Below are 25,741 nucleotides of genomic sequence, written 5' to 3'. Positions count from 1 at the left end.
CGGATCGGCCCTCGACGCCGTACACCTCTGGGCCCGGGTCAGGCCTTGACGGTGGGTGGTGCGGGGGTGGACCGTCCCATCCGCAGTGGCCCGGCGACCAGCGGCGCGACGGTCAGCACCGCGCACACCACCGCCATCACCAGCAGCGCCGGCCGCAGCCCGAGGGCCGCCACCGACCAGCCGCCGAGCAGCGCCCCCACCGGCAGTCCGACGAACGCCAGCGAGCCGGAGATCCCCAGCACCCGGGTCTGCAACGCGTCCGGCACCCGTTCGTAGAGGGCCGCACCGAGCAGCGGGTTGACCGCCGCGATGCCGATCCCGGACAGGAACGTCACCACCAGCACCACCACCAGGTGGTCGGTCAGCGCCAGCACCAGCAGCCGGGGCGCACCGCTCAACGCCGCCCCGGCCGCGAAGATCAGGGTCCGGGGCAGCCGGGGGCCGAGCATCGTGAAGACCACGTTGCCGAGCAGCGCGCCACCGCCGAACACCCCGAGCACCAGGCCGAACCCGGCCGGGTCGCCGAACTCGTCGCGGACCCACAGCGGCACCCAGACGGCGGTGTTGGCGGCGGCGAACATGTTCAGCGTGGAGACCACCACCAGCATGGTCAGCAGCACCCGGTCGGTGCGCAGGTAGCCGAATCCGGTGCGCAGGGCCTGGAAGTAGCCCTCCCGGGGTGCGGCGGGCGCGTCGCTGGCGGGTGGGCGTACCAGCACCCCGACCAGCAGCGCACAGACCGCGAAGGTGCCCGCGTCGATCCAGATCGCCCGGGTCACCCCCACCCAGTCGATGAGCAGACCGCCGATGACCGTGCCGAACAGCGCCACCCCGCGGGCCAGCCCGTCGTAGGCGGAGGTGAGCCGGATCAGCTCCACCCCGGCACGCTGCGCGGCCGGCCGGAACATCACGTGCTTGACCCGGTCGCCGATGCCGCGCAGTCCGCCGGCCACCGCGACGAGGGCGACGAGCGCCCCGAAGCCGAGCCACGGGGCCAGCGCCACCACCGCGATCACGGCCGCGCTCGCCGCGTCCACCGTGATGGAGGTACGTCGTACCCCGAACCGGTCCGCCCACGGCGTGGCCAACGAACTCGACAGCATGTACGGCAGGAACTCCGCCGCCGCGACGATGCCCATCTTGGCCGGGCTGCCGGTGGTGGTGAGCACCAGCCAGGGGATCGCGATCACCGAGATCCGGCTGCCCAGGTTGGAGATCAGGTCGGCGGCGACCAGGGTGACCAGTTCCCGCCGGGCGGCCCGCCGCTCGGGGCCCGGCGGCGCGGCGAGTGACCCGGTGTCGCCCGCCCCGGCCTTACCCGCCTGGGCGCCACCCGCTCCGGTGTGTTCCTCACCGGCGGCCGGTCCGGGACCGGTCGGGTCGGCTCCCGCCCGCAGGCCCGACGCCCCGCCGGGAGCCCCGACGGCGTCGCCGTCGGCCGGGTAGCCGTCGGCGTCGGTGGCCGTACGGGGGTCGCCGTCGGCGTCGGTGGCCGTACGGGGGCCGGTGTCGGCGTCGGCGGTCACGACGGGCTGCCGACCGGATCGGCGGGAGCGCCGGTGGTGTACCGCTCGCGCAGCGCCCGCTTGTCCACCTTCGCCGACCGGTTCAGGGGCAGCGCGTCGACGAACTCCACCGCACCCGGCGCCCAGGTGTCGCTCAGTTCGGCGGTGACCAGGTCGATCAGCTCCGCCCCGGTCACCGTCGCCCCCGGCGTCCGCACCACGTACGCGTACGGCAGCTCCCCGGCGACCGGGTCGGGCACCCCGATCACCGCCGCCGCGCGTACCTGCGGATGCCCGGCGAGGACGTCCTCGATCGGCCGGGAGTAGATCGGCCAGCTGCGCTGGCGGGTGAGGATTCGGTCCTGCAACCGGTCGACCAGGTAGAGGAACCCGTCGTCGTCGAGGTGGCCGATGTCGCGGGTGCGTACCCAGCCGTCGACGAGCGTCTCGGCGGTCAGTTCGGGTTGACCGTGGTAGCCGTGGAAGCTCAGTTTCGTCCGCACCCACACCTCGCCGTCCGTGCCGGCCGGCAGCGCCTGCCCGTCGGCGTCGCGGATCTCCACGGTGACGTCCCCGTAGGGCCGGCCGCAGGAACCGAGCCGCTCCGGGTGCGCCGGGTCCTCGGTCAGGCCGGGCTGGGCGCAGATCACCACCGCCTCGCTGAGGCCGTACACGATGCGTAGGCACGGGCCGAACCGGGCGATGGCCTGGCGCAGCCGGGCGGGCGCGGCCGGCCCGGCACCCACGTTGAACATGAACATGGCGGAGAAGTCCGCGCCGGGCAGGGCCGGATGGTCGAGCACCTCGTAGAGCATCGGCGGGGTGACGAAGGTGGAGGTGAGCCGCTCGGCGTCCACGGTGGCGATGAAGGCGGCCGGGTCCCACTGCTGGCGCAGGAAGAGCACGCCGCCGGTGAACAGGTTGAACAGGGTGGTGATCTGCCCGCTGGCCAGCCACATCGGGGAGTGCGACAGGTGCCGCAGCAGGGGGAAGCCGGCGGCCCGGAAGTCGGCCGCCAGCGCCAGCACCTGCCGGTAGAAGCTCTCCCGGTGGTGCACCAGCTTGGGGGTGCCGGTGGTGCCACTGGTCTGCAGGAACGACTCCGGCACGGGCACCCCGGCCGGTAGGCCGACCGACGGGTCGTCGGCGCTCAGGCCCACGCCGACCTGCGGGGTGGTGGCGGGGTCCGGGTCCGCCGGCGGGGTGGTGGCGGTCAGCTCGATGCCCAGTCGCAGCACCGGCACCCCGGGCAGCGACGCGGCGATCTGGTCACCCAGCCCGTCCGGGGCGTACGCGTGGTGCACGAACACGTCGGGGCGGGCCAGCCGGACGAACTCGTCGATCTCCCGCCGGGAGGTGACCGGGGCGATCCACATCGTCCGGCAGCCGAGCAGGTGCAGGGCGAGTTGGAGCAGCGGGCCCTCCACGGCGTTGCCGAGCATCACCAGCACCGCCGCGCCGGGGCGTACCCCGTGGCGGGTGAGGGCGTGCGCCAGCCCGCGTACCTCGGCGGCGACCTGCGGGTAGGTCAGCCGCCGGCCGTCGCCGACCAGCGCCTCCCGGTCGCCGAACCCGGCGAACAACTCCAGCGCGTCGTGTACGTAGGTGGTGGATCGGTCGGCCCCGTCGGTCATCGCACAGCCCCCAGGTCGATGCGGCGGGTCGTCGGCGGCCCGGTGGGACCCGCCGTGGCGACCGGCCGGGATGGCGTCCGAGCAGTTCAGAGCCCGGCCCGCGACGGGGTGCGGGAAGTGGGCGACCGCACCGCCGCCGCTAGCGAGCCTAGGCCGACGGTGTCGCCGGGGGACAGAGCCGAACGGCGAGTGACCGGCCATCATGGACTTTTGATCATGTCTATCGGGTTGATTGACGCCTGTCAGACGTCGCCGCTAGGTTTCTGGACCATCGTCCGGGCGGTGCCGTCAATGGGCGCCGGCCCTGGGCGGCCCAACATGGAGGTTCAATGTCGACCCCGAAGAGATGGCAGGTCATAGCGTCCGCGGCCGTGTTGCTGGTCGTGAGCGCCCCGGCGGTGGTGGCCAGCGCCGGACCGTCCGACGCCGGCGGCGAGGCAGCCGCCCGGCCGCAGTGGGCGGGTACGTGGGCCGCGGCGGTCACCCGTGGCAACACCGCCGGGCTGACCAACACCGGCCTGAACAACCAGAGCATCCGGATGACCGTGCGCACCACCGTGGGCGGGGAGCGGCTGCGGGTCCGGCTGAGCAACCTCTACGGCGAGCAGGCGGTGCAGGTCGGGCACGCCACCGTCGCCCGTCCCGACAAGACCACCGTCACCGACCGGTCGGACATCGTCCCCGGCACCCTGCGGGAGCTGAAGTTCGGCGGTGCCACCTCGGCGACCATGAACAAGGGTGCCGAGCTGCTCAGCGACCCGCTGACCTACCAGGTGGCCGAGCAGGAGGACCTGGTCGTCACCCTGCACTTCCCGGTGCTCACCGGGCCGGTCACCTTCCACGGCCAGTCCAAGGTCACCACCTTCATCGGGGCGAACGACCTGACCACCGCCGCCGACGGCGCCGGCTTCACCATCCGTCCGGACTGCTGCTGGATGTTCCTGTCCGGCATCGACGTGCTGCGTCCGGCTAACCCCGGTGCGGTGGTGGTGCTCAGCGACTCGATCGGGGACGCCAACGGCAGCACCGTCAACGCCAACAAGCGCTGGCCGGAGCTGCTCGCCGGGCGGCTGGTCGCCGCCCGTCCCGAGGTGCGTACCCCGGGGGTGCTCAACCTGAGCCTGGCCGGCAACCGGCTCAACCACGAGGGCACCGAGCCCGGCGCGGGCGGTTTCCCCGGCTACTACGAGCTGGGTCCGAACGCGTTGGCCCGGCTCAACGAGGACGTCTTCCCGCAGACCGGCGTGAAGACCCTGGTGACCCACCTCGGCATCAACGACATCTGGATGTCCGACGACTCCGCCGACCGGATCATCGCCTCGCTGCGGCAGATCAACAAGCAGGCCAAGGCGCGCGGCCTGCGCAGCCTCGCCGTCACTCTCACCCCGTACGAGGGGCACGGCAACCCGGGGGTGTGGACGCCGGAGAAGGACGCCACCCGGCAGGCGGTGAACACCTGGCTGCGGGGCCCGGGGGCGGCCGAGTTCGACGGGCTGCTCGACTTCGACGCGGTGCTGCGTGACCCGGCCCAGCCGAGCCGGCTGCTGCCCGCGTACGACGCCGGTGACCACATCCACCCGAACGACGCCGGCAACCAGGCGTTGGCGGACGCCGTACCACTTCGACTGCTCGGTCTGTGACACCGGTGGGGCGGCGGGGGTGACCCCGTCGCCCCCCGGTCATTCCTGGGGAGGAAGCACCATCGTGGACGTCGACAAGATCCTGACCGGTCTCTACAGCGAGGCCGGCCGGCAGGACCCCTATCCGTGGTATGCGGCCCTGCACGAGCACGGGCCGATCAGCGTCATCCCGAACCGCCCGGAGCACAGTACGGTCAGCGCGGTGGCCGTCGGCTACGACCTGGTCGACCAGGTGCTGCGCGACCCGGAGTGGTACAAGCAGGCCCCACCGGGCTGGCAGGACGAGGAGATCCTGCGGACCTTCCAGTCGTCGATGATGTTCGTCAACGCCCCCGACCACGGGCGGATGCGGGGTGTGTTCTCCCGTACGTTCACCCCGCGCCGGCTCGGCGCGCTGGAACCGGTGATCGTCCGGGTGGTCGACACCCTGCTGGACCGGATGGCCGACGCCGGCGCGGACGGCTCCGAGGTCGACTTCGTCGCGGACTTCGCCTACCCGGTGCCGGCGCTGGTGATGGCCGAGTTCATCGGCCTGCCCGAGAGCGAGCTGGCCTGGTACCGGCAGCGGGTCGACTGGATCGACGAGTTTCTCGACGTGGCGGGCAAGACCCCGGAGCGGCTGGCGTTGGCCAACCAGGCTGCCGAGGAGCTGCGGGCGCTCTACCGGGACCTGATCGTGCACCGTCGTCGCCAGCCGGGCGAGGACCTGATCTCCGGGCTGGTCGAGGCGCTGGACTCCGGTGAGGTCGACCTGACCGAGGAGGAGTTGATCAGCAACCTGATCGTGCTGTTCAACGCCAGCTTCGTCACCACCGTCTACATGTTCAGCAACGGCCTGCCGGTGCTGCTGGCCCACCCGGAGACCGTGGCCGCGCTGCCGGGTGACGAGACCCTGGCGCAGGGCTGCGTGGACGAGGTGCTGCGGCTGCAGAGCCCGGTGCACTTCCTGGCCCGCGCCGCGCCCCGGGACACCGTGCTGGGCGGCGTGCCGGTCGCCCGGGACGAGAACGTGCTGCTGATCATCGCCGGGGCCAACCGGGACCCGCGCCGGTTTCCCGAGCCGGACCGGTTCGACCCGCGCCGCGACGGCCCCCCGTCGCTGGCTTTCGGCGTCGGCCCGCACTTCTGCCTCGGCGCGGCCGTGTCCCGCCTGGAGGGCCGCATCGGCCTGCCCCGGCTGTTCGCCCGGTTCCCCGGGCTCGCGGTCAGCCAGCGGCCCGACTACAGCGGGAGCCTGTTCCTGCGCGGCATCGACAAGCTCTTCGTCACCACCGGCGGATAGGAGCCGATCCCATGTCCCTCGATCCCCAGGTGGTGGCCTACCGGGCCGCGCGGGCCGCCGCCGGCACCCCACCGCTGTACACCCAGACCCTCGCCGAGGCCCGCGCCGCCGACCTCGCCGCGATCCGGGCCGGCGGCGGCGACGTCGAGCCGGTCCACGAGGTACGCGACACGACCGTGCCCGGCCCCGCCGGGGACCTGCGGGTCCGGGTGCACCGGCCGGCCGGCGACGGCCCGCTGCCCACTCTGGTCTACTTCTTCGGTGGTGGTTGGACGCTGGGCAGTGTGGAGACCGCCGACGGGATCTGCCGCCGGCTGGCCAACGCCACCCCCTGCCAGGTGGTGACGGCCGGGTACCGGCTGGCCCCGGAGCACCCGTTCCCGGCGGCGGTGCTGGACTGCCACGCCGCCACCCGTTGGCTGGCCGAGCACGCCGCCGACCTCGGGGTGGACCCGGAGCGACTGGTCGTGGGCGGGGACAGCGCCGGTGGCAACCTGGCAGCGGCGGTGACCCTGCTGGCCCGCGCCGAGGGCGGCCCCCGGCTGGCCGGGCAGCTGCTGGTCTATCCGAACACCGACCAGCGGGCCGACCGCCCGCGCCCCGGCCGGGGCACCGACCCGGCAACCGCCGTCGACCCGGCAACCGCCGTCGACCCGGCAACCGCCGCCGACCCCCGGGCCGCCGCCGACGAGCAGGACCCGCTGCTGTTCAACCGGCACTCCGTCGACTGGTACCGGGGTCACTACCTGGCCGACCCGGCGGACGCGGCCGACCCGCTGGCCTCGCCGTTGCTCGCCGACGACCTGTCCGGCCTGCCGCCGGCCCTGGTGGTCACCGCCGAACACGACCCGCTGTGCGACGAGGGGGAGCGGTACGCGCAGCGGCTGCGCGAGGCCGGCGTGCCGGTGCGGGCCACCCGCTACTCCGGCATGATCCACGGCTTCTTCGCCATGCCCGGTGTCTTCGACGCCGGTCGGCGTGCCCAGGACGAGGCCGCCGCCTTCCTCCGGGAGGTCTTCGGGCTGCCCACCCCGGCGGCGGACGCCCCGGCCGCCGCCACGGTCGGGGACGCTCGGTGACGGAGCACCCCGGCACCGCCGGGTCGGCCACCGCCGGGTCGGATTCCGTCGGCTCGGCACTCGTCGGCTCGGCCGGTGCCGGGTCGGAGTCCGTCGGGTCGGTCGGTGCCGGGTCAGCCACCGCCGGCCAGGCGGACCGGCCGCCGGTCAGCCTGGCGGACTTCGCCGACCTGGCCCGGGCGACCCTTCCAACCGGGGTCTGGGACTTCGTCGACGGGGGCAGCGGCATCGAGACCACCCTCACCGCCAACCGGGCCGCCCTGGACCGGGTCGCCGTGCTACCCCGGGTGCTGACCGGGGTGGAGCGGCCCCGCACCGACACAGAGCTGCTCGGGCGGGAACAGGCGATGCCGGTGGCGGTCGCGCCGATGGCGTACCAACGGTTGCTGCATCCCGACGGCGAACCGGCGCTCGCGGCGGCGGCCGGCGCAGCGGGGGTGCCCTACGTGCTGAGCACGTTGAGCAGCACCCCGATCGAACAGGTCGTCGCCGCCACCGACGGGCCCGTCTGGTTCCAGCTCTACTGGCTACGCGACCGGGGCCTGGTCGCCGATCTGCTCGACCGGGCACAGGCTGCCGGCTGTGCCGCGCTGATGGTCACCGTCGACGTGCCGGCGCTCGGCCGGCGGCTGCGCGACGTGCGTAACGGCTTCGCGTTGCCGCCGGAGGTGACCGCCGCCAACCTGCCTGCCGGCCGCGACGACCTGGCCCACACCGGCACGCCCGGGGTGTCCGCCATCGCCGCGCACACCGAAGCCGCCTTCGCCCCCGCGCTGACCTGGGCGGACCTGGCCTGGCTGCGGGAGCGCACCCGGCTGCCGCTGCTGGTCAAGGGGATCCTCGACCCGCGTGACGCGGTCCGCGCCGCCGACGTCGGCGTGGACGCCGTGGTGGTCTCCAACCACGGCGGCCGGCAGCTCGACGGTGCACCGGCCACCGCCACCATGCTGCCCGAGGTGGTCGCGGCCATCGGCGAGCGGATCGAGGTGCTGTTGGACAGCGGGGTACGGTCCGGCACGGACGTGCTGCGCGCGCTCGCCCTCGGCGCGACCGGGGTGCTGCTCGGCCGCCCGATGCTGTGGGCGCTCGCGGCCGGTGGCCGGGCCGGCGCGCGGGCCGCCCTCGACCTGCTCGCCGTCGAGTTGCGCGACGCGCTGACCCTGACCGGCTGCGCCGACCCGGGGCAGGCCCGGCGGCTGCGTACCCTGACCGGAGGCTGACCCGTTGGAGCATCTGGTGGACCTGGACCTGGCGACCCTGCACCCGGCGGTCGACGACCCGGCGCTGAACTCGATGAACTTCCTCAACGAGGTCTCCCAGCACTGGCCCGACGCGGTGTCGCTGGCCGCCGGGCGACCCTACGAGGAGTTCTTCGACGACGACGCGCCGGGCCGCTGGCTGGACCGGTTCCGCCGGCACCTCGCCGACGACCTCGGGCAGAGCCCCGACCAGGTCCGCCGCACCCTGTTCCAGTACGGCCGGACCAAGGGGATCATCCACCATCTGATCGCCCGCAACCTCGCCGTCGACGAGGACGTCCACGTCGACGACGAGGCGGTGGTGGTGACCGTCGGCTGCCAGGAGGCGATGCTGCTGGTGCTGCGGGCGTTACGGGCCGGCCCGACCGACGTGCTGCTCGCCGTCGCCCCGACGTACGTGGGGCTGACCGGCGCGGCCCGGCTGGTGGACCTGCCGGTGCGCCCGGTCGCCGCCGGCCCGACCGGAATCGACCTGGCCGACCTGCGGGCCCAGGTGCGTCGGGCGCGCGACGAGGGGTTGCGGCCCCGGGCCTGCTACGTGATGCCCGACTTCGCCAACCCGTCCGGCACCAGCATCCCGGTGGCCGACCGGCGGCGGTTGCTCGGCCTGGCCGTCGAGGAGGACCTGCTGCTGATCGAGGACAACCCGTACGGCCTCTTCCCGGCCGGGGACGCCGACCGGGTGCCGACGCTCAAGGCGCTCGACACCCGACGCCGGGTGGTCTACCTCGGCTCGTTCGCCAAGACGGTGCTCCCCGGGGCCCGGATCGGCTATCTGGTGGCCGACCAGCGGGTCGGCGGGCTCGACGGTGCGGTGGGGTTGTTCGCCGACCAGCTCGCCAAGATCAAGAGCATGGTCTCGGTGAACACGTCGCCGCTGGCCCAGGCCGTGATCGGCGGGGCGTTGCTGGAGCACGCCTGCTCACTGGTGACCGCGAACCGGCGGGAACGGGCGGCGTACACCCGCAACCGGGACCACCTGCTGGCCGGCCTGCGGCGACGTTTCCCGGCCGGCTCGCCGGTGCGCTGGAACGCGCCGGCCGGTGGCTTCTTCGTGGTGGTCACCGTGCCGTTCCCGGTCGACGACGCGCTGCTGCGGCGCTCCGCGCAGCGGTACGGTGTGCTCTGGACGCCGATGGCGCACTTCTACGACGACGGCCGCCCGGTCGACGCGCTGCGACTGTCGGTCAGCGCCGTCACCCCGGAGCAGATCGACCTCGGGCTGGACCGGTTGGCCGCCCTGATCACCGACGAACTGACCGGCCTCCGCTGACCGCGCGGTTGCCGTGCTCCGGCCGACCCGGTCACCGCGCCGACCGGCACCGCGTGTCATCGAACCGCCACCTCCCGTGCTGTGCGACGGATGGGCCGGTGGCCATAATGGACGCATGATCGCTTGGGAGTACGCCCTGTTGGTCCGCCGCTACCAGGGGCAGGGACGCCAGTTCCACGTCTCGTTCGTCTGGTACGGCCCGGACGGCTCACGCACCGACGTCACGGCCTACGGCGACACCGCCATCGCCCACCTCAACCGGGTCGGTCGGGAGGGCTGGGAGTTGGTCTCCGCCGCCGAGGACGTCAACAACATCCAGGGCAGCACCGAAGTCCACCGCTACCACCTCAAGCGCCCCCTCCCCTGACCCCCACCCCTGCCCGCCCGTCCCCGCCCCCGCCTCCGCCCCCGGTCTCCCGGTTGATCAAGAGGTTTTGGTCACCAGAACCACCTTTCCTGACCTAAACCTCTTGATCACCCCAGCAGCCCAACCCGGCCTCACCCCCACCCTCCGGCTGTCCCTGGTCGGGGTCGGCACGGTGGTGGGGCCGGCACGGTGGTGAGGGTCGGTGATCAAGAGGTTTGGGTCACTGATGAGGGCTTTCGTGACCTAAACCTCTTGATCACCGCGAGGGAGCGGGGCGGGGCGGGGTGCCGGAATGGCGGGGCCGGGCCGGGCTTACAGTCAGCCCAGGTTGATGGTGGGGTAGAGGGGGTGGGCGGCGAGGAGGTCGGTGGCCTGCTTGCTGATCTTGTCGGCGACCGCCGGGTCGAGGACGTACTTGGCCTTGGACGGGGTGCCGTCGGCGTTGGCGCCCGGCGTGGTCTGGCTGAGCACGGTGTGGATCAGCTCGGCGGTGACGTCCATCTCGGCGGTGCCCAGACCCCGGGTGGTCAGCGCCGGGGTGCCGATCCGGATGCCGGAGGTGTACCAGGCGCCGTTGCGGTCCTGCGGGACGGCGTTGCGGTTGGTCACGATGCCCGAGTCGAGCAGCGCCTGCTCGGCCTGCCGGCCGGTGAGACCGTAGCCTGATACGTCGAGCAGCACCAGGTGGTTGTCGGTGCCGCCGGTGACCAGGGTGGTGCCCCGGCGCAGCAGCCCTTCGGCGAGGGCTTGGGCGTTGTCGACGATCCGCTGGGCGTAGTCGGCGAAGTCGGGCCGGCGGGCCTCGGCCAGCGCGACCGCCTTGGCCGCCATCACGTGCGGCAGCGGACCGCCGAGCACCATCGGGCAGCCCCGGTCGACCTGGTCGGCCAGCTCCGGGCCGGAGAGCACCATGCCGCCGCGCGGCCCGCGCAGCGACTTGTGGGTGGTGGTGGTGACGATGTGCGCGTGCGGCACCGGGTCGAAGTCTCCGGTGAAGACCTTGCCGGCGACCAGGCCGGCGAAGTGCGCCATGTCGACCATGAAGGTGGCCCCGACCGAGTCGGCGATCTCCCGCATGATCCGGAAGTTCACCTTCCGGGGGTACGCCGAGTAGCCGGCGACCAGGATCAGCGGCTTGAACTCCCGGGCGGCCTCGGCGACCCGGTCATAGTCGATCAGGCCGGTGGCCGGGTCGGTGCCGTAGCTGCGCTGGTCGAACATCTTGCCGGAGATGTTGGGTCGGAAACCGTGGGTGAGGTGCCCGCCGGCGTCCAGCGACATGCCCAGCATCCGCTGGTTGCCCAGCTCGCGGCGCAGCGCGAACCAGTCCGCCTCGGTCAGGTCGTTGACCTGGCGTACCTGGGCCTTCTTGAGGGCGGGGGACTCGACCCGGTCGGCCAGGATCGCCCAGAAGGCGACCAGGTTGGCGTCGATGCCGGAGTGCGGCTGCACGTAGGCGTGGGAGGCCCCGAACAGCGCCTTGGCGTGTTCGGCGGCGAGCGCTTCGACGGTGTCGACGTTCTGGCAGCCGGCGTAGAAGCGACGGCCGACGGTGCCCTCGGCGTACTTGTCGCTGAACCAGTTGCCCATGGTGAGCAGGGTCGCCGGGGAGGCGTAGTTCTCGCTGGCGATCAGCTTCAGCGACTCACGCTGGTCGGTCAGCTCCGCGCCGATCGCGTCGGCCACCCGGGGTTCGACCGCCCGGATCACCTCGAGCGCGCTGAGGAAAGCGGTGGATTCGGCGTTGCGCGACATGCGACCTCCAGGTGACGTGCGGAAGGCCCAGGCGCTCGGCGTGCGTCCTCATGACGGGGCCGCTTCCCGATGGTGCTCCATCCCCACGCGCCAGTCACGGCCCACCGACGATCCTACCGGGTGCCGTTCGGGCTGCCCGTGCGTACCTGCCGGTGCCGGGCAGCCGGCCGGGTTCTCCGATCGTGCGGAGCTCCGGTGCCCCGGTACCGGCTCGGTCGGCCGGCCACCGCCTTTGCGGTGGCCGTTGCGGTGGCCCCACGCCGGGCGGTCGGCTGCGTACGATCGGCGGATGCTGGGGGAGGACACCGAGGGCAGTCTGGTCGCGATCAGCGATCTGCACATCGGGTACGCGGAGAATCGTGCCCTGGTCGAGGCGCTGCGGCCCACCTCGCCACGGGACTGGCTGATCGTCGCCGGTGACGTGGCGGACACCGTGGCCGACATCGAGTGGGCGCTCGGCACGCTCGCCGAACGCTTCGACACCGTCATCTGGGCACCCGGCAACCACGAGCTGTGGACCCCGCCGGCCGACCCGGTGACCCTGCGCGGGGTGGACCGCTACGACCTGCTGGTGCGACGGTGCCGGGAGTTGGGTGTGGTCACCCCGGAGGACGACTACCGGGTGTGGCGGGGGCCGGGCGGTCCGGCGCTGGTCGCCCCGCTGTTCCTGCTCTACGACTACAGCTGGCGACCGCCGGGGTTCGACACCCGGGAGGCCGCGCTGGCCGAGGCGTACCGGACGGGGATCGTCTGCACCGACGAGTTCCTGCTGCATCCCGACCCGTATCCGAGCCGGCAGGAGTGGTGTGCGGCCCGGCTGGAGGAGACCGCCCGCCGGTTGGCCGCCCGCGATCCGGCGCTGCCCACCGTGCTGGTCAACCACTGGCCGTTGGACCGCCACCCGACCGATGTGCTGCGCTATCCGATCTTTGCCCAGTGGTGCGGGACGGAGGCCACCGCCGACTGGCACCGCCGGTTCGCCGCCACCACGGTGGTCTACGGGCACCTGCACATTCCGCGTACCACCTGGAAGGACGGGGTGCGGTTCGAGGAGGTCTCGGTGGGTTATCCCCGGGAGTGGCGGCAGCGCAGTGTGGCCCCCGGCCGGGTACGGCAGATCCTGCCCGCGCCGACGGGCGCACCGGTGACCCTCTGGTGAACCACCGGCTCAGCCGGCGTCGAGGCGGGTGACCAGCGAGTCGGTCATCGTGCCGAGGCGGCGGGCGGCGGCCGGGTCGAGCGTCGTGGTCGACAGCGGAACGGGTCTGCCCCGGTCGTTGGCGGTCAGGGCATCCGACGGTGGGTTGTCGATCCACGCCACGACGGGGCGGATCGACTTCCCGACCGGCCTGGCGACGACCGACGCCGCCCGGATCACCCCACGGATCGCCGCCGGCATGGTGGACAGGTCGCCGCTGCGGGTGAAGCCGGGGTGGTAGAGCACATACCGTGCCCGCGAGCCGGACCGCGCCGCGAAGTCCACCCCGAGCAGGTCGTTCGCCCGGCCGGCCTGCAACTGTGCGTCGACCATGCCGTACTTCCGGGTGAGCTGGAGGTCGTCCCAGTGGATCGATCCCCGGGTGATGCCGACCCCCACGACGTTGACGATCACCGGCTGTTCGGCGGCGTCCAGTTGGTCGCGTAGACCGTGACTGAGCAGGTAACGGCTCAGGTAGTAGAGCGCGAAGGTCTGCTCCAGGCCCTCGTCGGTGACCACCCGCCGGGGTACCGGCCGGTTGGCGAACAGTGCCAGGGCGTCCACCTTCGGCCACCGTCGCCTGATGGTGTCGACGACCCTGCGGGTCTCCGCCACCGAGCGCAGATCCGCCCGGAGGAAGTGCACCCGGCCGGAGAGCGCCCGCACGGCCTGCCCCTTCGCCGGGTTGCTGCCGATGGCGACGACCTCGTCGCCACGGCGGATCCGGGCTTCGAGCGTCGCCCGGCCCATGCCGTCGGTGCCGCCGCTGATGACCGTGACGCGCATGCCGCCCCTCCCTGCCGCTGCCGGCCGGTGACCCCGTCAGGCACCGGACGTCGACCGTGGATCGCGGACGGCACAATCCTCTTCGGGCTCGGCGACCGAGGGAAGAAGGCACTTTCATGTCCGTACCGCACACGGAGGTTCGTTCCCTGGTGGCGGCGGTCCTGCCGACGCCCGTGCCGGCCGACGAGTACGAGCACTGCCCGGTCACCGAGGTGCTGCGGCTACTCAGCGACAAGTGGTCGATGCTGGTGCTGACCCTGCTGGGCCGCCGGCCGTACCGGTTCAACGAGCTGCACCGCACCATCGACGGCATCAGCCAGCGGATGCTGACCCGCACGTTGCGGGGCCTGGAGGGGGCCGGCCTGGTGCTGCGGGACGTCCATCCCACCGTCCCGCCCAGCGTCGAGTACCGCCTCACGCCGCTCGGGCAGAGCCTGCTCGGTCCGCTGTCCGGCCTCGCCGACTGGGCGGTCCGCCACGGGCCCGAGCTGGCCGCCGCCCGGCACCGGGCCACCGTCCCCGCGTCGTCCCTGCCGCACCGCACGGGTCTCTGACCGGACCCACGCGGGCCCTCGCTGACCGCCCCGGCGGGACCGAGCGGGGCCCGACCAGCCGGCCGGGCCCCTTGACGTACTCCGGTGCGGGTGTTGCCGGTCGGGTCAGGCGGTGGTGGCGTGCCGGGCGCTCTTGATCGCCTTCGGGTCACTGGGCGAGCGGGGCGCGTCCGGGCGCAGCGCGATCATCCGCTCGCCGATCTCCTGGAGCTGGTTGCGGCCGAGCGCCTCCCGCACCTTGGGGAACCACTCCTGCTCCTCCTCCTCGACGTGGTGCTCGACGTTCTCGATCAGCACCGTGGTCTTGGCGACGAAGTGGTCGTCGGAGGCGTCCATCGCGGCCAGTTCGGCGCAGAGCACGTCGGCGACGTGGTGCTCCTCGTACGACTCCAGGATGTCGTCCTCCAGGTCCGGCAGGAGCTTGCGGACCTGCGGGTACATCACCTCGTTCTCGAGGTAGGTGTGGGTGGTGAGGGCTGCCACGATCTCGTCGACCACCTTGCGGCGGCGACTGGCCGGTCCCTCCTGCGCCTTTTCGAACTCGCGGAAGAGGCGGCGCATCTCCTTGTGGTCCTCTTTGAGCAGGACGATGGCGTCGGTGGACACCGGCAGACCTCCTTGATCGGCTGACGGCCATCCCGGTACCCCTGGGTGAGCTGCGGAAACGGATCGCGGTCGACGAATGTCCGGCAACCTCAGACGGTGGCGACGGTGTGCGGTATCTCGTCGAGCAGGTCGCGGGCGAGGAACCCGATCCGGCCGAACAGCACCACCTGACCGGCCGCGAGCCGGATCCCGGGCGCACGGTCGGTGCGGTCGACCGGAGTCCTCCGCCCGGCGGCCCGCCCGGTCCCCGCCGGGTCTGGGTGGAGGTGGACCGTGATCGGTGAGTCGATATCCTGCCCGGGTGGACGGCGAACGGCTGGCGGCATCACTCACCGGGCGGCTGGCCGGGCTGGAGTTCGTCGACCTGGGCACCGACGAGGTGACCGCGCTGATCATCGACGCCGTGCTGGTCTGGGCCGCCGAGCAGGGCTGGCGCTCATACCGTCGGGCGGCGAGCGTGCTGCCGCTGCCGCCGCCGATGACGGACCGCCACTCGGTAGTGGACGTGGCGTGTGCCCGCCGCGACGGCCCGCCGGTGGTCGTCGAGGTTGACCACACCGACCGGCGGCGTACCTGGGAGAAGCTCGCGGCGGAGGCCGACGCCGGCCGGGTCGCCCTCTGGGTGCGCTGGGGTCCGGGGCGGTTCGCCGTGCCACCGGCCCCGATCCACCTGGTCACCTGCGAGGTGGCCCGGCGGGCCGGGCCGGTGGGCGCGGGTCGCCGGCACCGCCGGACCCCGGGGCCGGCCCGCCCGGCACCCGCGCACTCCACCCACGGCGTCGACCCGGTGGTCGAGCCGTTGCCGCTGCCGCCCGTGGAACCCGGTTCCTGACCCGGCGGGCCTACTCGAAGCGGGTCGGGTCGCCCGCGCCGTAGCGGACGATCTCCGGCTCGTCGGCGGAGAAGTCGACCACGGTGGTGGGTAGGGTGCCGCACTCGCCGGAGTCGATCACCGCGTCGATCGCGTGGTCGAGCCGTTCCTTGATTTCCCAGCCCTGGGTCATCGGTTCCGTCTCGCCGGGCAGCAGCAGGGTGCTCGACACCAACGGTTCACCCAGCGCCGCCAGCAGCGCCTGCGCGACCGGATGGTCGGGGATGCGTACCCCGACGGTCTTCTTCCTGGGGTGCAGCAGCCGGCGCGGCACCTCCTTGGTCGCGGGCAGGATGAAGGTGTAGCTGCCCGGGGTGGCCGCCTTCAGCGACCGGAACACCGCGTTGTTGATGTGCACGAACTGGCCGAGCTGCGCGAAGTCCCGGCACACCAGGGTGAAGTGGTGCTTGCTGTCCAGGTGCCGGATCTCCCGGATCCGGTCGAGGCCGTCCCGGTTGCCCAGCTGGCAGCCGAGCGCGAAGCACGAGTCGGTCGGATAGGCGATCAGGCCGTCGCCGCGCAGCAGGTCGACCACCCGGGCGATCGTCCGTGGCTGCGGGTTCTCCGGGTGTACGTCGAGATAGATCGCCATGGCGGCGAGCCTAGTGGGGGAGTGGCGGCGGTCGCCGGTGAGCCCGGAGCACGTCGCGCGCCCAGGTCAGCATGTGGCAGCCGCCGTCGCGGCACTGGAAGCAACGGCGCAGGGGTGGCGGCCCGTCCGGTGCCTCGTGGTGCTGCGCCACCACCCGCTGCGCGGTCCAGATGACCAGGGCGGGCGTGACCGGTCCGTCGTCCATCGGCATGGGACCCCTCCGGGTACGGGCAGATCCGGGCACCGATCCCCGATCAGGTACCCGGACCGCTACCGGCAGCCCAGATGACTGATCGTCACGAGCTGCCACTTACGGTAGTGGTGTACAAGCATGAACGTCTAGGGACGTAGCTAAAGAACCTGCCTCGTCTTGGCTCGATTAGTTTCTTGCCATGATCGATCCAGACGGCCCGGTGCCGGTCTACCGCCAGGTGGCAAACATCTTGGCTGGTCGGATCAGCAACGGTGACCTCGCGGCGCATCGACCGATTCCGAGCGAAGCGGCGATCGTGCAGGAGTTCGGGGTGGCCCGGGGGACCGCCCGGCGTGCCGTCGCGGAGCTTCGCGAGCGTGGGCTGGTCTACACCGTGCCGCAGCGCGGCACCTACGTCGGGCAACCCGAGGCGTAGCCCTCCGCGTATCGCTGCGATCCGGTGAGCCGGCTCCGGGTGTCGGGGGTGGCCGTTACCGTGTGAGCGTGGCGACGGCGGCCGAGGAGATCCAGGTGGGGGAGCGGCTGGTCCGCGTCTCCAGCCCCGACAAGCCCTACTTTCCCGAGCGCGGGCTGACCAAGCGGGACGTGGTCGGCTACTTCCTCGCCGTCGGCGACGGCATCCTGCGTGCCCTGCGGGACCGGCCGACGATGCTGGAGCGCTGGCCGCGCGGCGTGTTCGAGGGGGCGAAGATCGGCACCCGGCAGGACAACCGGGGTGACGCCTTCTATCAGAAACGGCTCCCGGCCGGCGCTCCCGACTGGGTGCGCACCGCACACCTCACCTTCCCCAGCGGCCGTACCGCCGACGAGGTCGCGCCGGGCGAGCTGGCGGTGGTGATCTGGGCGGCCAACCTCGGCACCCTGCGGTTCCATCCCTGGCCGGTGACGGCGGCCGACGTGGAGCGCCCCGATCAGCTCCGGATCGACCTGGACCCGATGCCGGGGGTCGGCTTCGACCAGGTGGTGCCGGTGGCGCACGAGGTCCGGGCCTTCCTCGCCGAGCTGGGCATGGTCGGCTACCCCAAGACCACGGGCGGGCGCGGCCTGCACGTCTATCTGTCCATCGAGCCCCGGTGGAGCTTCGGCGAGTGCCGACGCGCGGTGCTCGCCCTGGGCCACGAGTTGGGGCGTCGGCTGCCCGACCTGGTCACCACCACCTGGTGGCGCGAGCAGCGGGACCGGCCGGTCTTCATCGACTACAACCAGATGGCCCGCGACCACACCGTCACGTCGGCGTACTCGATCCGGCCCACCCCGGCGGCGCTGGTGTCGGCCCCTCTGGACTGGGCGGAGCTGGACGACGCCCGCCCGGAGGACTTCGACGTGCTGACCATGCCGGCCCGGTTCGCCGAGCGCGGCGACCCGCACGCCGGCCTGGACGGCGACCGCTACTCCCTGGAGCCGCTGCTGGCCCTGGCCGACCGCGCCGGCCTGGCCGCCCCACCCGAACGCTGACCAACCGCGCCGGGCCGTCACTCAGGCCCAGGGGCTGCCGGCCCCGTCGAACTCGTCGAAGACCAGCCAGGTGCGGGTGGACAGCACCCCGGCGATGCCCTGCACCCGGCTGAGCACCACGTCCCGCAGGGTGGCGTTGTCCGGCGCGCGGACCAGCGCCAACACGTCGTGTTCCCCGCTGAGCAGCGCCACGTGCTCGATGTAGCGCACCCGGGCCAGCTCTGCCGACACCTCCCGCCAGGTGTTCTGCTGGATGGTCAACGAGATGTACGCCGAGGTGCCCAGCCCGGCCGGCTCGGGTGCCACCCGGGCCCGGAACCCGGTGATCACCCCGTCGCGCAGCAGCCGCTCCACCCGGGCGTACGCGTTGGTGCGCGACACGTGCACCCGTTCGGCGAGGGTGCGCATGGACAGCCGGCCGTCCCGGGTGAGTTCGTCGAGGACCCGTCGGTCCACCTCGTCCAGCGGCGTGACCGAACGTCCCGTTGCGCCCGGTGGGCCCGGCGGCGGGGTGGTCTGCTGGCTCATCAGATACTCCTCGGTAGGCCAATCGTCCCGCGTTCACCGGGAATGTTGAGTCAATCATCCAACGGCTGGAGCATAGGGCCACCACACGTCCAGGAGGTCCCCGCCGTGACGACCACACCCCAGGCGGTCCGCAGGGCATCCCCGCGTACCCGTCGACCGGCCACCCCGGTCGCCCCCGACCCCACCGCCGGCCTGCTCCCGCAGACCGCGCCGGTCCGGTTGCTCGACCCCGACGGCACCCCGTTGCCGCCCCGCGCCGACCTGCCCGAACCGCCGGTCGAGACGCTGCGCGAGATGTACCGGCGGATGGTCGTCGGCCGGCGCTTCGACGCACAGTCCACCGCCCTGACCAAGCAGGGCCGGCTCGCCGTCTACCCGTCCTCGCGCGGCCAGGAGGCGTGCCAGGTCGGCGCGGTGCTGGCGCTGCGCGACGACGACTGGGTGTTCCCCACCTACCGGGAGTCGATGGCGCTGACCGCCCGGGGCATCGACCCGGTCGAGGTGCTCACCCTGCTGCGCGGCGACTGGCACTGCGGGTACGACCCGACGGTGGTGCACACCGCGCCGCAGTGCACCCCGCTGGCGACCCAGTGCGTGCACGCCGCCGGCCTGGCCTACGGCGAGTCCTACCAGGGGCGGGACACGGTCGCGCTGGCCTTCATCGGCGACGGCGCGACCAGTGAGGGCGACTTCCACGAGGGGCTCAACTTCGCCGCCGTGTTCAAGGCCCCGGTCGTCTACTTCGTGCAGAACAACAAGTACGCGATCAGCGTGCCGCTGTCCCGGCAGACGGCCGCGCCGAGCCTGGCCTACAAGGGCGTCGGCTACGGGGTGCCCAGCGAGCAGGTCGACGGCAACGACCCCGTCGCCGTCCTGGCGGTGCTCACCCGGGCGGTGGCGCACGCCCGCGCCGGGCACGGGCCGTACCTGGTGGAGGCGCACACCTACCGGATGGAGGCGCACACCAACGCCGACGACGCCAGCCGCTACCGGGACCCCGACGAGGTCGAGGCGTGGCGGGACCGCGACCCGGTGGCCCGGCTGGAGGCGTACCTGCGCAGCCGGGGCGAGCTGGACGACGCGGTGGTCGCACAGATCGCCGCCGAGGCCGAGGCGTACGCCGCCGACCTGCGGGACCGGATGCACGCCCAGCCGACCGTCGACCCGCTGAGCCTGTTCGAGCACGTCTACGCCGAACCGACCCCGCAACTGGTCGAGCAGCGCGAGATGGTCCGGGCCGAGCTGGCCGCCGACGCGGAGGGGGACGCCTGATGGCCACCATGACCATGGCGAAGGCGCTCAACGCCGCGCTGGCCGACGCGATGCTCGACGACGAGCGGGTGCTCGTCTTCGGCGAGGACGTGGGACAGCTCGGCGGGGTCTTCCGGATCACCGACGGGTTGCAGGCCCGGTTCGGTGACAAGCGCTGCTTCGACACCCCGCTCGCCGAGGCCGGCATCGTCGGCTTCGCCGTCGGCCTGGCCATGTCCGGGCTGCGGCCGGTGGTGGAGATGCAGTTCGACGCGTTCGCCTACCCGGCGTTCGAGCAGATCGCCTCGCACGTGGCGAAGCTGCGCAACCGCACCCGGGGCGCGTTGAGCGTGCCGATGGTCATCCGGGTGCCGTACGCCGGTGGCATCGGTGGGGTGGAGCACCACTGCGACTCGTCCGAGGCGTACTACGCGCACACCCCCGGCCTGAAGGTGGTCACCCCGGCGACGGTGGAGGACGCGTACTCGCTGCTGCGGGAGGCGATCGCCGATCCGGACCCGGTGGTGTTCCTGGAGCCGAAGAAGCTCTACTTCGCCAGCGGCGAGGCTGAACTGCCCGCCCGTACCGCCCCGTTTGGCCGAGCCGTGGTGCGCCGTCCCGGCACCGACGCCACCCTGGTCGCGTACGGCCCGGCGGTGCCGGTGGCGCTGGAGGCCGCCGAGGCCGCCCGGGAGGACGGCTGGGACCTGGAGGTCGTCGACGTACGCACCATCGTGCCGTTCGACGACGCCACCGTCACCGCCTCGGTGCGCCGTACCGGCAGGTGCGTGGTGATCACCGAGGCGCAGGGCTTCGCCGGGGTCGGCGCGGAGATCGCCGCCCGGGTGCAGGAGCGCTGCTTCCACGCCCTGCACGCCCCGGTGCTGCGGGTCGCCGGGCTGGACATCCCCTACCCGGCGCCGATGCTGGAGCACACCCACCTGCCCGGGGTGGACCGGGTCCTCGACACCGTGGCCCGCCTGCAGTGGGACGACCGGCCCGATCCGCGCTGGCTGGCCCAGGGGAGCGCGGCGTGAGCGCCCGTACCGCCACCGGCACCCGGGTCTTCCTCCTGCCCGACCTCGGTGAGGGGCTGAGCGAGGCCGAGATCGTCGAGTGGAAGGTCGCCGTCGGTGACGTGGTCACCGTGGACCAGAGCGTGGTGGAGGTGGAGACCGCCAAGGCCGTGGTCGACGTGCCCTGCCCGTACGCCGGGCGGGTGGTCGCCCTGCACGGCGCGGCCGGTGAGACGCGCCCGGTCGGTCAGCCGCTGATCACCGTCGCGCCGGCCGACGGCGGCGACGAGCCCGCCGGGCACGCCACCTACCGCGAGGAGGAACGGGCCGGCTCCGGCAACGTCCTGATCGGGTACGGCACCGGCCACGGCGGCACCCGGCGGCGGCGACGCCCCCGGCTGACCCTGGCCCCGGAGCCGGCCGCCGCGCCCGTCGCGGAGCCGGCCGTCGGGCCCGTCCCCGTTGGCACCGTCGGCCCGTCGTCCGCGCCGAGGGTCCCGGCCGGCGCGGGGACGGACACCCCGGCCACCGGGGTGTCCACCGACGGCGTCGTCCCGCCGGCCGGAGGCGGCACCGCGCCGGCCGGCGGGACGGCCCCCCTGGTCATCTCGCCGATCGTGCGCCGGCTCGCCCGCGAGCACGGGGTCGACCTGGCCGGGCTGCGGGGCACCGGCCCCGGCGGCGTGATCCGCCGCAGCGACGTGGAGGCCGCCCTGACCACCGCGCCGCAGCGGCACACCGGCGACCCGGACCGGCCCGCCGCCGTCGCGGACCCGGCCCCGGCGGCGCACGTCGGGCCGGCCCCCGCCGAGGCGTCCGACGTGGTCATTCCGCTGACCGGCATCCGCCGGGTGATCGCCGACAAGCTTTCCCGCAGCCGTCGGGAGATTCCCGAGGTCACCATCTGGGTGGACGCGGACGCCACCGCGTTGCTGGCCACCCGGGCGGCGATCAACGCGGCCACCCCGGACGCCCCGGTCAGCGTGCTGGCCCTGCTGGCCCGGATCTGCCTCAGCGGCCTGCGGCGGTTCCCGCAGCTCAATGCGCACGTCGACACCGAGGGGCAGCGCATCGTCCAGTCGGCCGGGGTGCACCTGGGCATCGCCGCGCAGACCGACCGGGGCCTGCTCGTCCCGGTGCTACGCGACGCCCAGCGGCTGACCACCAGGGAGTTGGCCGCCGCGCTGGCCGAGACCACCGCCGCCGCCCGCGCCGGCACCCTGTCGCCGGCCCGGCTCACCGGCGGCACCTTCACCCTCAACAACTACGGCGTGTTCGGGGTGGACGGTTCCACCCCGATCATCAACCACCCGGAGGCGGCGCTGCTCGGGGTGGGGCGGATCGTGGACAAGCCGTGGGTGGTCGACGGGCAGCTGGCCGTCCGCAAGGTGACCCAGCTCAGCCTCACCTTCGACCACCGGGTCTGCGACGGTGGCGTGGCCGGTGGCTTTCTGCGGCACGTCGCCGACTGCGTCGAACAGCCGGCGTTGCTGGTGGCGAACGTCTGAGCGGTACGCCCGGAGCCGGTCACCCTGGGCGGGGTGACCGGCTCCGTCGCGCTGCCCGGTGTTCGTCCGGTTCCGGACGGGCCGGCGGTGGGCGGGCGGGTTTTCCGGTCGGTGGGCCGGGAAACCGCCGTCGGTCGCGAACCCGCCGCGTCGGTCGTGGACGCACCGCCGAGAGGAGCCACCGTGCCGTACCAGGGTCTGCCCGTCGCCGTGCGGGACCGCCGTCCCCCCGTCGCCGGGGCACCGCTGTGGTGCAACGCCCACGACCACGGGTTGACCGGCGACGGGGTGACCAACGACCAGCCGGCGCTCGCCGCCCTGGTGGACCGGCTCGGTGACGGCTACGCGGCCGACGGGCGGGCCCGGGTGATCTGGTGCCCGCCGGGCATCTACTCCATCCGGGACGCCGGCACGGTGTGGCGCAGCGGGGTGTCGTTGATCGGCGCCGGCCCGGCGGCCACCCGGTTTCTGCTCAGCAACGAGGGCAACCGCACCGACCCGACGCCGCTGGCGTTCTGGACGGTGTTGCAGCACGGCGCGGACCGGGACCGGCACATCGCCGACTGCACCTTCGCCGACTTCGAGATCGACGGCTCAGGGGTGGCGCTGGCCGAGTACAACTACCTGGCCAAGGGGCTCGGTTTGCAGTACGTGGTGCGCGGGGTGTTCCGCAACCTCTACATCCACCACACCGGTGCGACCGGCCTGGGTTGCGACTTCCTCCAGGACACCCTGGTCGACGGGGTGGTGGTGGTCGGCTGCGGCCGGCTGGACAACGGTGAGCAGATGGGCGGCGCGGGCATCGGTATCGGCATCGGTGGCTGGGGCGACATGGAACGGCTCACCATCGCCAACTGCACGGCCCTCGCCAACGGCACCAACGGCATCTTCCTCGAACTCCAGAAGGACCACTGGACGCCGCCGCGTGGCTACCGGATCATCGGCTGCCACAGCCAGGGCAACCGCTTCGGCATCTCGGACTGGGGTGCCGACGGGCTGATCGTCACCGGTTGCACGATGACCGGCAACCTGGAGGCCGGCTACGACGTGTCCGGCAACGGCACCGCCGGGGTCGCCGGCCGGGGCGGCCTGCTCACCGACTGCGTCATCGACGCCAACGTGGGCGACGGGATCAGCGTGGGCAACACGCCGGGCCCGTACACGGTGCGGGGCAACCGGATCAGCAGCAACGGCGGTTACGGCTACCACCAGCACGATCTGGGTCGCGGCTATCCGCACCCGGCGCAGGACGTGGTGGTGGAGAGCAACGAGTTCTGGGGCAACGGCCTGGACGCCGTCCGGGTGGACCGGCCGATGACCGACGCGATGCTGCTCGACAACCGGATCCGCAACAACGGTCGGCAGTGTGCCGAGGCGTCCTGTGGCGGCGGCGAGTCGGTCCGCTACAGCGCCCGGTCCGTGGTCGACCGCTCGGCGAACTGGGCGCAGGACAGTCACCGGGGCAAGGTGCTGCGGGTCGGCTCCCGGGTGGCGGTGGTGGCCGCCAACACCGCCACCGAACTGCACCTCGCCCCGGTCCGCCCGGACGCCTACTCCGCGTGGAGCGGGGACACCCCGCTGCCGGGCACCCCGTACGAGTTGCCTGACGCGCCGCCGACCCGGGCCGGCATCGCGATCGACGCCGCGTTCGACTCGGCGACGGTGCGCGGCAACCGGATCTGGGACAACCATCCCGAACGCACCCAGACCCACGGGCTCTGGATCACCTCCCGGGGCAGTTGTGTCTCCTGCCGGGTGGAGGACAACGACCTGGCCGGTAACGCGGTGGCAGCCATCCGACTGGACACCCCGCCGGTCGGTGGGCGGTGGAACCGCAACCACGGTGACCAGGACTGGGACTGACTGTCCGTGCCGCCCCGACGCGGTCGATCCCGGACATCCGGTGCCCGTCCGGCCCGTCCGGCATCGATGGGGTCGATAAGGCCGGCCGTTGCCCGCCCGGTTCCCCGAAAGCGTGACCCGGCCCGAGAAACGCCGTACAGAATGTGGCCAAGGGGACGGGGAACGGGGGGACGGGAATATGGACGTGAGGCGGCGATTGACGCTTCTGGCGGTGACCATCGCAGCCACACCGCTGGTCCTCGGCGGGTGTACCGCCGAGCGGAAGCCGGCGGCCGGGGCGGCGCCCGGTGGGCCGGCGGCCCCCACGGTGTCGGTGACGCCGGCCGATCGGGCGAAGGACGTACCGGTCAGCGCGGAGGTCGGCACCACCGTGAACAACGGGCGGGTGACCAGTGTGAAGCTCACCGACGACAAGGGGAGGTCCGTCGCCGGGGAGCCGCGGGAGGACGGGTCGAGCTGGGTGCCGGCGGCCCCGTTGAGTGGTGGCCGGACCTACACCGCGGAGGTGACCGCGACCGGTGACGCGGGCCGCACGACCGTCGGGCGCACCACGTTCACCACGGTGGCGAACACCACCCGGTCGGCGTTGACCAGCGTGCTCTACTTCGCCGGCAACCAGACGTACGGCACCGCGATGCCGGTGACGGTGGCGTTCGAACCGGCAGTTCCCACAGCGGCCAGAGCGGCCGTGCAGCGACGGTTGTTCGTGAAGACCGATCCGCCGCAGCCGGGCACCTGGTCGTGGCTGGAGGACGGCAGCCAGGTCTACTACCGCGCGCCCGACTTCTGGCGCAGCGGGACGACGATCAGTGTCCGGTCCGCGCTGGAGGGGCTGCCGATCGGCAAGGAGTACGTCGGTGATGCCGACCGGCGGTCCACCTCGAAGATCGGCCGGCAGGTCGCCCTGGACATCGACAACGCCACCAAGCAGATGTCGGTCTTCCAGGACGGCAAGCTGGTCCGCAGGATCCCGGTCAGTCTCGGCAAGCCGAGCACCCCGAGTTCCAGCGGCAAGATGGTGATCATGGAGAAGCACCAGCAGACCCGCTTCGACACCCGGGGTGAGCCCGACGGCGGCTATGTGGTCGACGTCGAGGACGCCCAGCGCCTCACCTGGGGCGGCGAGTTCATCCACGCCGCGCCGTGGTCGGAGGGGGACCAGGGCTACACCAACGTCTCGCACGGCTGCGCCAACGTGTCGTCCACCGCCGCCGACTGGCTGATGGGCGTCACCCAGGTCGGCGACCTGGTCACCGTGAAGGGCACCGAGGTGCCGCTGCGGCCGGGCAACGGCTGGACGGCCTGGAACACGGGCTGGGCCGAGTTCGCCAGGGGCAGCGCGCTGCCCGTACCGCCGGGGTTGAAGCCGGCGCCCGCCACCAGCCCGCCGCATCCGGGGGTGGTCGCCGCCCTGACCGACGGGTCCGACCAGCTCGTCGCCGCGCCGCCCCCACCGGACGTGCTGCCCGACCGCAGCGGCCGTACCGTGCTCGCCGCCGCGTGGC

The 25,741-nt window shown here is 72.9% G+C and carries 24 protein-coding genes and 1 riboswitch; of the genes, 16 read left to right on the top strand and 8 right to left on the bottom strand.

Features of this window, described 5'->3' with window-relative positions; translation table 11 throughout:
* Positions 1–38: 38 nt before the first annotated feature.
* Positions 39–1,244: an MFS transporter gene (locus AB0K25_RS18745; protein WP_219470013.1), complete on the bottom strand. Its 1,206-nt coding sequence runs from the start codon at positions 1,242–1,244 to the stop codon at positions 39–41.
* 278 nt (positions 1,245–1,522) lie between these two features.
* On the bottom strand, positions 1,523–3,139 hold the full coding sequence (locus AB0K25_RS18740) for an AMP-binding protein (RefSeq protein WP_219462417.1): 1,617 nt from the start codon (positions 3,137–3,139) through the stop codon (positions 1,523–1,525).
* 356 nt (positions 3,140–3,495) lie between these two features.
* Here AB0K25_RS18740 and AB0K25_RS18735 point away from each other — a divergent pair, with 356 nt between their 5' ends.
* The 6 genes from AB0K25_RS18735 (at position 3,496) to AB0K25_RS18710 (ending at position 10,039) form a co-directional block, all read left to right on the top strand.
* Positions 3,496–4,779, top strand: coding sequence for an SGNH/GDSL hydrolase family protein (locus AB0K25_RS18735; RefSeq protein ID WP_219470008.1), 1,284 nt, complete (start codon positions 3,496–3,498; stop codon positions 4,777–4,779).
* A gap of 61 nt (positions 4,780–4,840) precedes the next feature.
* A complete protein-coding gene (locus tag AB0K25_RS18730) occupies positions 4,841–6,061 on the top strand; it encodes a cytochrome P450 (protein ID WP_363821525.1) in 1,221 nt (406 codons plus the stop codon).
* A gap of 11 nt (positions 6,062–6,072) precedes the next feature.
* Positions 6,073–7,140: an alpha/beta hydrolase gene (locus AB0K25_RS18725; RefSeq protein ID WP_363821374.1), complete on the top strand. Its 1,068-nt coding sequence runs from the start codon at positions 6,073–6,075 to the stop codon at positions 7,138–7,140.
* 152 nt (positions 7,141–7,292) lie between these two features.
* Complete coding sequence (locus tag AB0K25_RS18720; protein ID WP_363821522.1) at positions 7,293–8,360, top strand: alpha-hydroxy acid oxidase; 1,068 nt, start codon at positions 7,293–7,295, stop codon at positions 8,358–8,360.
* Positions 8,361–8,364: 4 nt separating this feature from the next.
* Positions 8,365–9,672: a PLP-dependent aminotransferase family protein gene (locus AB0K25_RS18715; protein WP_255597594.1), complete on the top strand. Its 1,308-nt coding sequence runs from the start codon at positions 8,365–8,367 to the stop codon at positions 9,670–9,672.
* A 115-nt stretch (positions 9,673–9,787) separates the two neighbouring features.
* Complete coding sequence (locus AB0K25_RS18710) at positions 9,788–10,039, top strand: hypothetical protein (RefSeq protein WP_089003913.1); 252 nt, start codon at positions 9,788–9,790, stop codon at positions 10,037–10,039.
* Between the two features lie 318 nt (positions 10,040–10,357).
* Here AB0K25_RS18710 and AB0K25_RS18705 read toward each other — a convergent pair whose 3' ends face one another.
* Entirely contained in the window at positions 10,358–11,794 is a 1,437-nt protein-coding gene (locus AB0K25_RS18705) for a glycine hydroxymethyltransferase (protein WP_363821371.1), read from the bottom strand.
* Positions 11,795–11,812: 18 nt separating this feature from the next.
* Positions 11,813–11,902: riboswitch (ZMP/ZTP riboswitch) on the bottom strand.
* A 181-nt stretch (positions 11,903–12,083) separates the two neighbouring features.
* Here AB0K25_RS18705 and AB0K25_RS18700 point away from each other — a divergent pair.
* Positions 12,084–12,953: a metallophosphoesterase gene (locus tag AB0K25_RS18700; protein ID WP_357536739.1), complete on the top strand. Its 870-nt coding sequence runs from the start codon at positions 12,084–12,086 to the stop codon at positions 12,951–12,953.
* Between the two features lie 9 nt (positions 12,954–12,962).
* Here the strand turns inward: AB0K25_RS18700 and AB0K25_RS18695 are convergent, their stop codons facing one another.
* Positions 12,963–13,778, bottom strand: coding sequence for an SDR family NAD(P)-dependent oxidoreductase (locus AB0K25_RS18695; RefSeq protein ID WP_357536737.1), 816 nt, complete (start codon positions 13,776–13,778; stop codon positions 12,963–12,965).
* Between the two features lie 116 nt (positions 13,779–13,894).
* Here AB0K25_RS18695 and AB0K25_RS18690 point away from each other — a divergent pair, with 116 nt between their 5' ends.
* Complete coding sequence (locus tag AB0K25_RS18690; RefSeq protein ID WP_357536735.1) at positions 13,895–14,332, top strand: helix-turn-helix domain-containing protein; 438 nt, start codon at positions 13,895–13,897, stop codon at positions 14,330–14,332.
* A gap of 105 nt (positions 14,333–14,437) precedes the next feature.
* On the opposite strand, the gene AB0K25_RS18685 is transcribed toward AB0K25_RS18690, so the two are convergent.
* Positions 14,438–14,938 carry a hemerythrin domain-containing protein gene (locus tag AB0K25_RS18685; RefSeq protein WP_219462405.1) on the bottom strand — a complete coding sequence of 167 codons (501 nt, stop codon included), beginning with the start codon at positions 14,936–14,938 and terminating at the stop codon, positions 14,438–14,440.
* A gap of 301 nt (positions 14,939–15,239) precedes the next feature.
* Here AB0K25_RS18685 and AB0K25_RS18680 point away from each other — a divergent pair, with 301 nt between their 5' ends.
* Positions 15,240–15,770 (top strand): hypothetical protein, encoded by a 531-nt coding sequence (locus AB0K25_RS18680; RefSeq protein WP_357536733.1) that lies wholly within the window; start codon positions 15,240–15,242, stop codon positions 15,768–15,770.
* A gap of 10 nt (positions 15,771–15,780) precedes the next feature.
* Here AB0K25_RS18680 and AB0K25_RS18675 read toward each other — a convergent pair whose 3' ends face one another.
* Together AB0K25_RS18675 and AB0K25_RS18670 are read right to left on the bottom strand one after the other, a co-directional pair.
* Positions 15,781–16,401, bottom strand: coding sequence for an L-threonylcarbamoyladenylate synthase (locus AB0K25_RS18675; protein WP_219462400.1), 621 nt, complete (start codon positions 16,399–16,401; stop codon positions 15,781–15,783).
* A 10-nt stretch (positions 16,402–16,411) separates the two neighbouring features.
* Positions 16,412–16,606 carry a hypothetical protein gene (locus AB0K25_RS18670; protein ID WP_219462398.1) on the bottom strand — a complete coding sequence of 65 codons (195 nt, stop codon included), beginning with the start codon at positions 16,604–16,606 and terminating at the stop codon, positions 16,412–16,414.
* Positions 16,607–16,793: 187 nt separating this feature from the next.
* Between AB0K25_RS18670 and AB0K25_RS18665 the strand changes: the two genes are divergently transcribed.
* Complete coding sequence (locus AB0K25_RS18665; RefSeq protein WP_204922898.1) at positions 16,794–17,030, top strand: winged helix-turn-helix domain-containing protein; 237 nt, start codon at positions 16,794–16,796, stop codon at positions 17,028–17,030.
* Between the two features lie 68 nt (positions 17,031–17,098).
* Positions 17,099–18,070 carry a DNA primase small subunit domain-containing protein gene (locus tag AB0K25_RS18660; RefSeq protein ID WP_219462397.1) on the top strand — a complete coding sequence of 324 codons (972 nt, stop codon included), beginning with the start codon at positions 17,099–17,101 and terminating at the stop codon, positions 18,068–18,070.
* A gap of 21 nt (positions 18,071–18,091) precedes the next feature.
* Here AB0K25_RS18660 and AB0K25_RS18655 read toward each other — a convergent pair whose 3' ends face one another.
* Positions 18,092–18,598 (bottom strand): Lrp/AsnC family transcriptional regulator, encoded by a 507-nt coding sequence (locus AB0K25_RS18655; protein ID WP_219462394.1) that lies wholly within the window; start codon positions 18,596–18,598, stop codon positions 18,092–18,094.
* Between the two features lie 72 nt (positions 18,599–18,670).
* On the opposite strand from AB0K25_RS18655, the gene pdhA reads away from it, so the two are divergent.
* The 5 genes from pdhA to AB0K25_RS18630 all read left to right on the top strand — a co-directional run.
* Entirely contained in the window at positions 18,671–19,870 is a 1,200-nt protein-coding gene (gene pdhA, locus AB0K25_RS18650; RefSeq protein ID WP_219470002.1) for a pyruvate dehydrogenase (acetyl-transferring) E1 component subunit alpha, read from the top strand.
* Entirely contained in the window at positions 19,870–20,886 is a 1,017-nt protein-coding gene (locus AB0K25_RS18645) for an alpha-ketoacid dehydrogenase subunit beta (RefSeq protein WP_219462392.1), read from the top strand. Before pdhA ends, AB0K25_RS18645 begins: the two co-directional genes overlap by 1 nt.
* Entirely contained in the window at positions 20,883–22,373 is a 1,491-nt protein-coding gene (locus AB0K25_RS18640) for a dihydrolipoamide acetyltransferase family protein (RefSeq protein ID WP_357536729.1), read from the top strand. The genes AB0K25_RS18645 and AB0K25_RS18640 overlap by 4 nt, the downstream gene beginning before the upstream one ends.
* Positions 22,374–22,556: 183 nt before the next feature.
* Positions 22,557–24,236: a right-handed parallel beta-helix repeat-containing protein gene (locus tag AB0K25_RS18635; protein ID WP_219462388.1), complete on the top strand. Its 1,680-nt coding sequence runs from the start codon at positions 22,557–22,559 to the stop codon at positions 24,234–24,236.
* A 178-nt stretch (positions 24,237–24,414) separates the two neighbouring features.
* Positions 24,415–25,741 (top strand): Ig-like domain-containing protein (locus tag AB0K25_RS18630; RefSeq protein WP_363821362.1); only part of this gene is annotated, 1,327 nt, incomplete at its 3' end.

The sequence above is a fragment of the Micromonospora sp. NPDC049257 genome, from assembly GCF_040678915.1.
In the GTDB taxonomy this organism is placed as follows: Bacteria; Actinomycetota; Actinomycetes; order Mycobacteriales; family Micromonosporaceae; genus Micromonospora; species Micromonospora antibiotica.
Note: the sequence above shows the minus strand (reverse complement) of the source record. Positions and strands in the feature narration are given on the sequence as shown.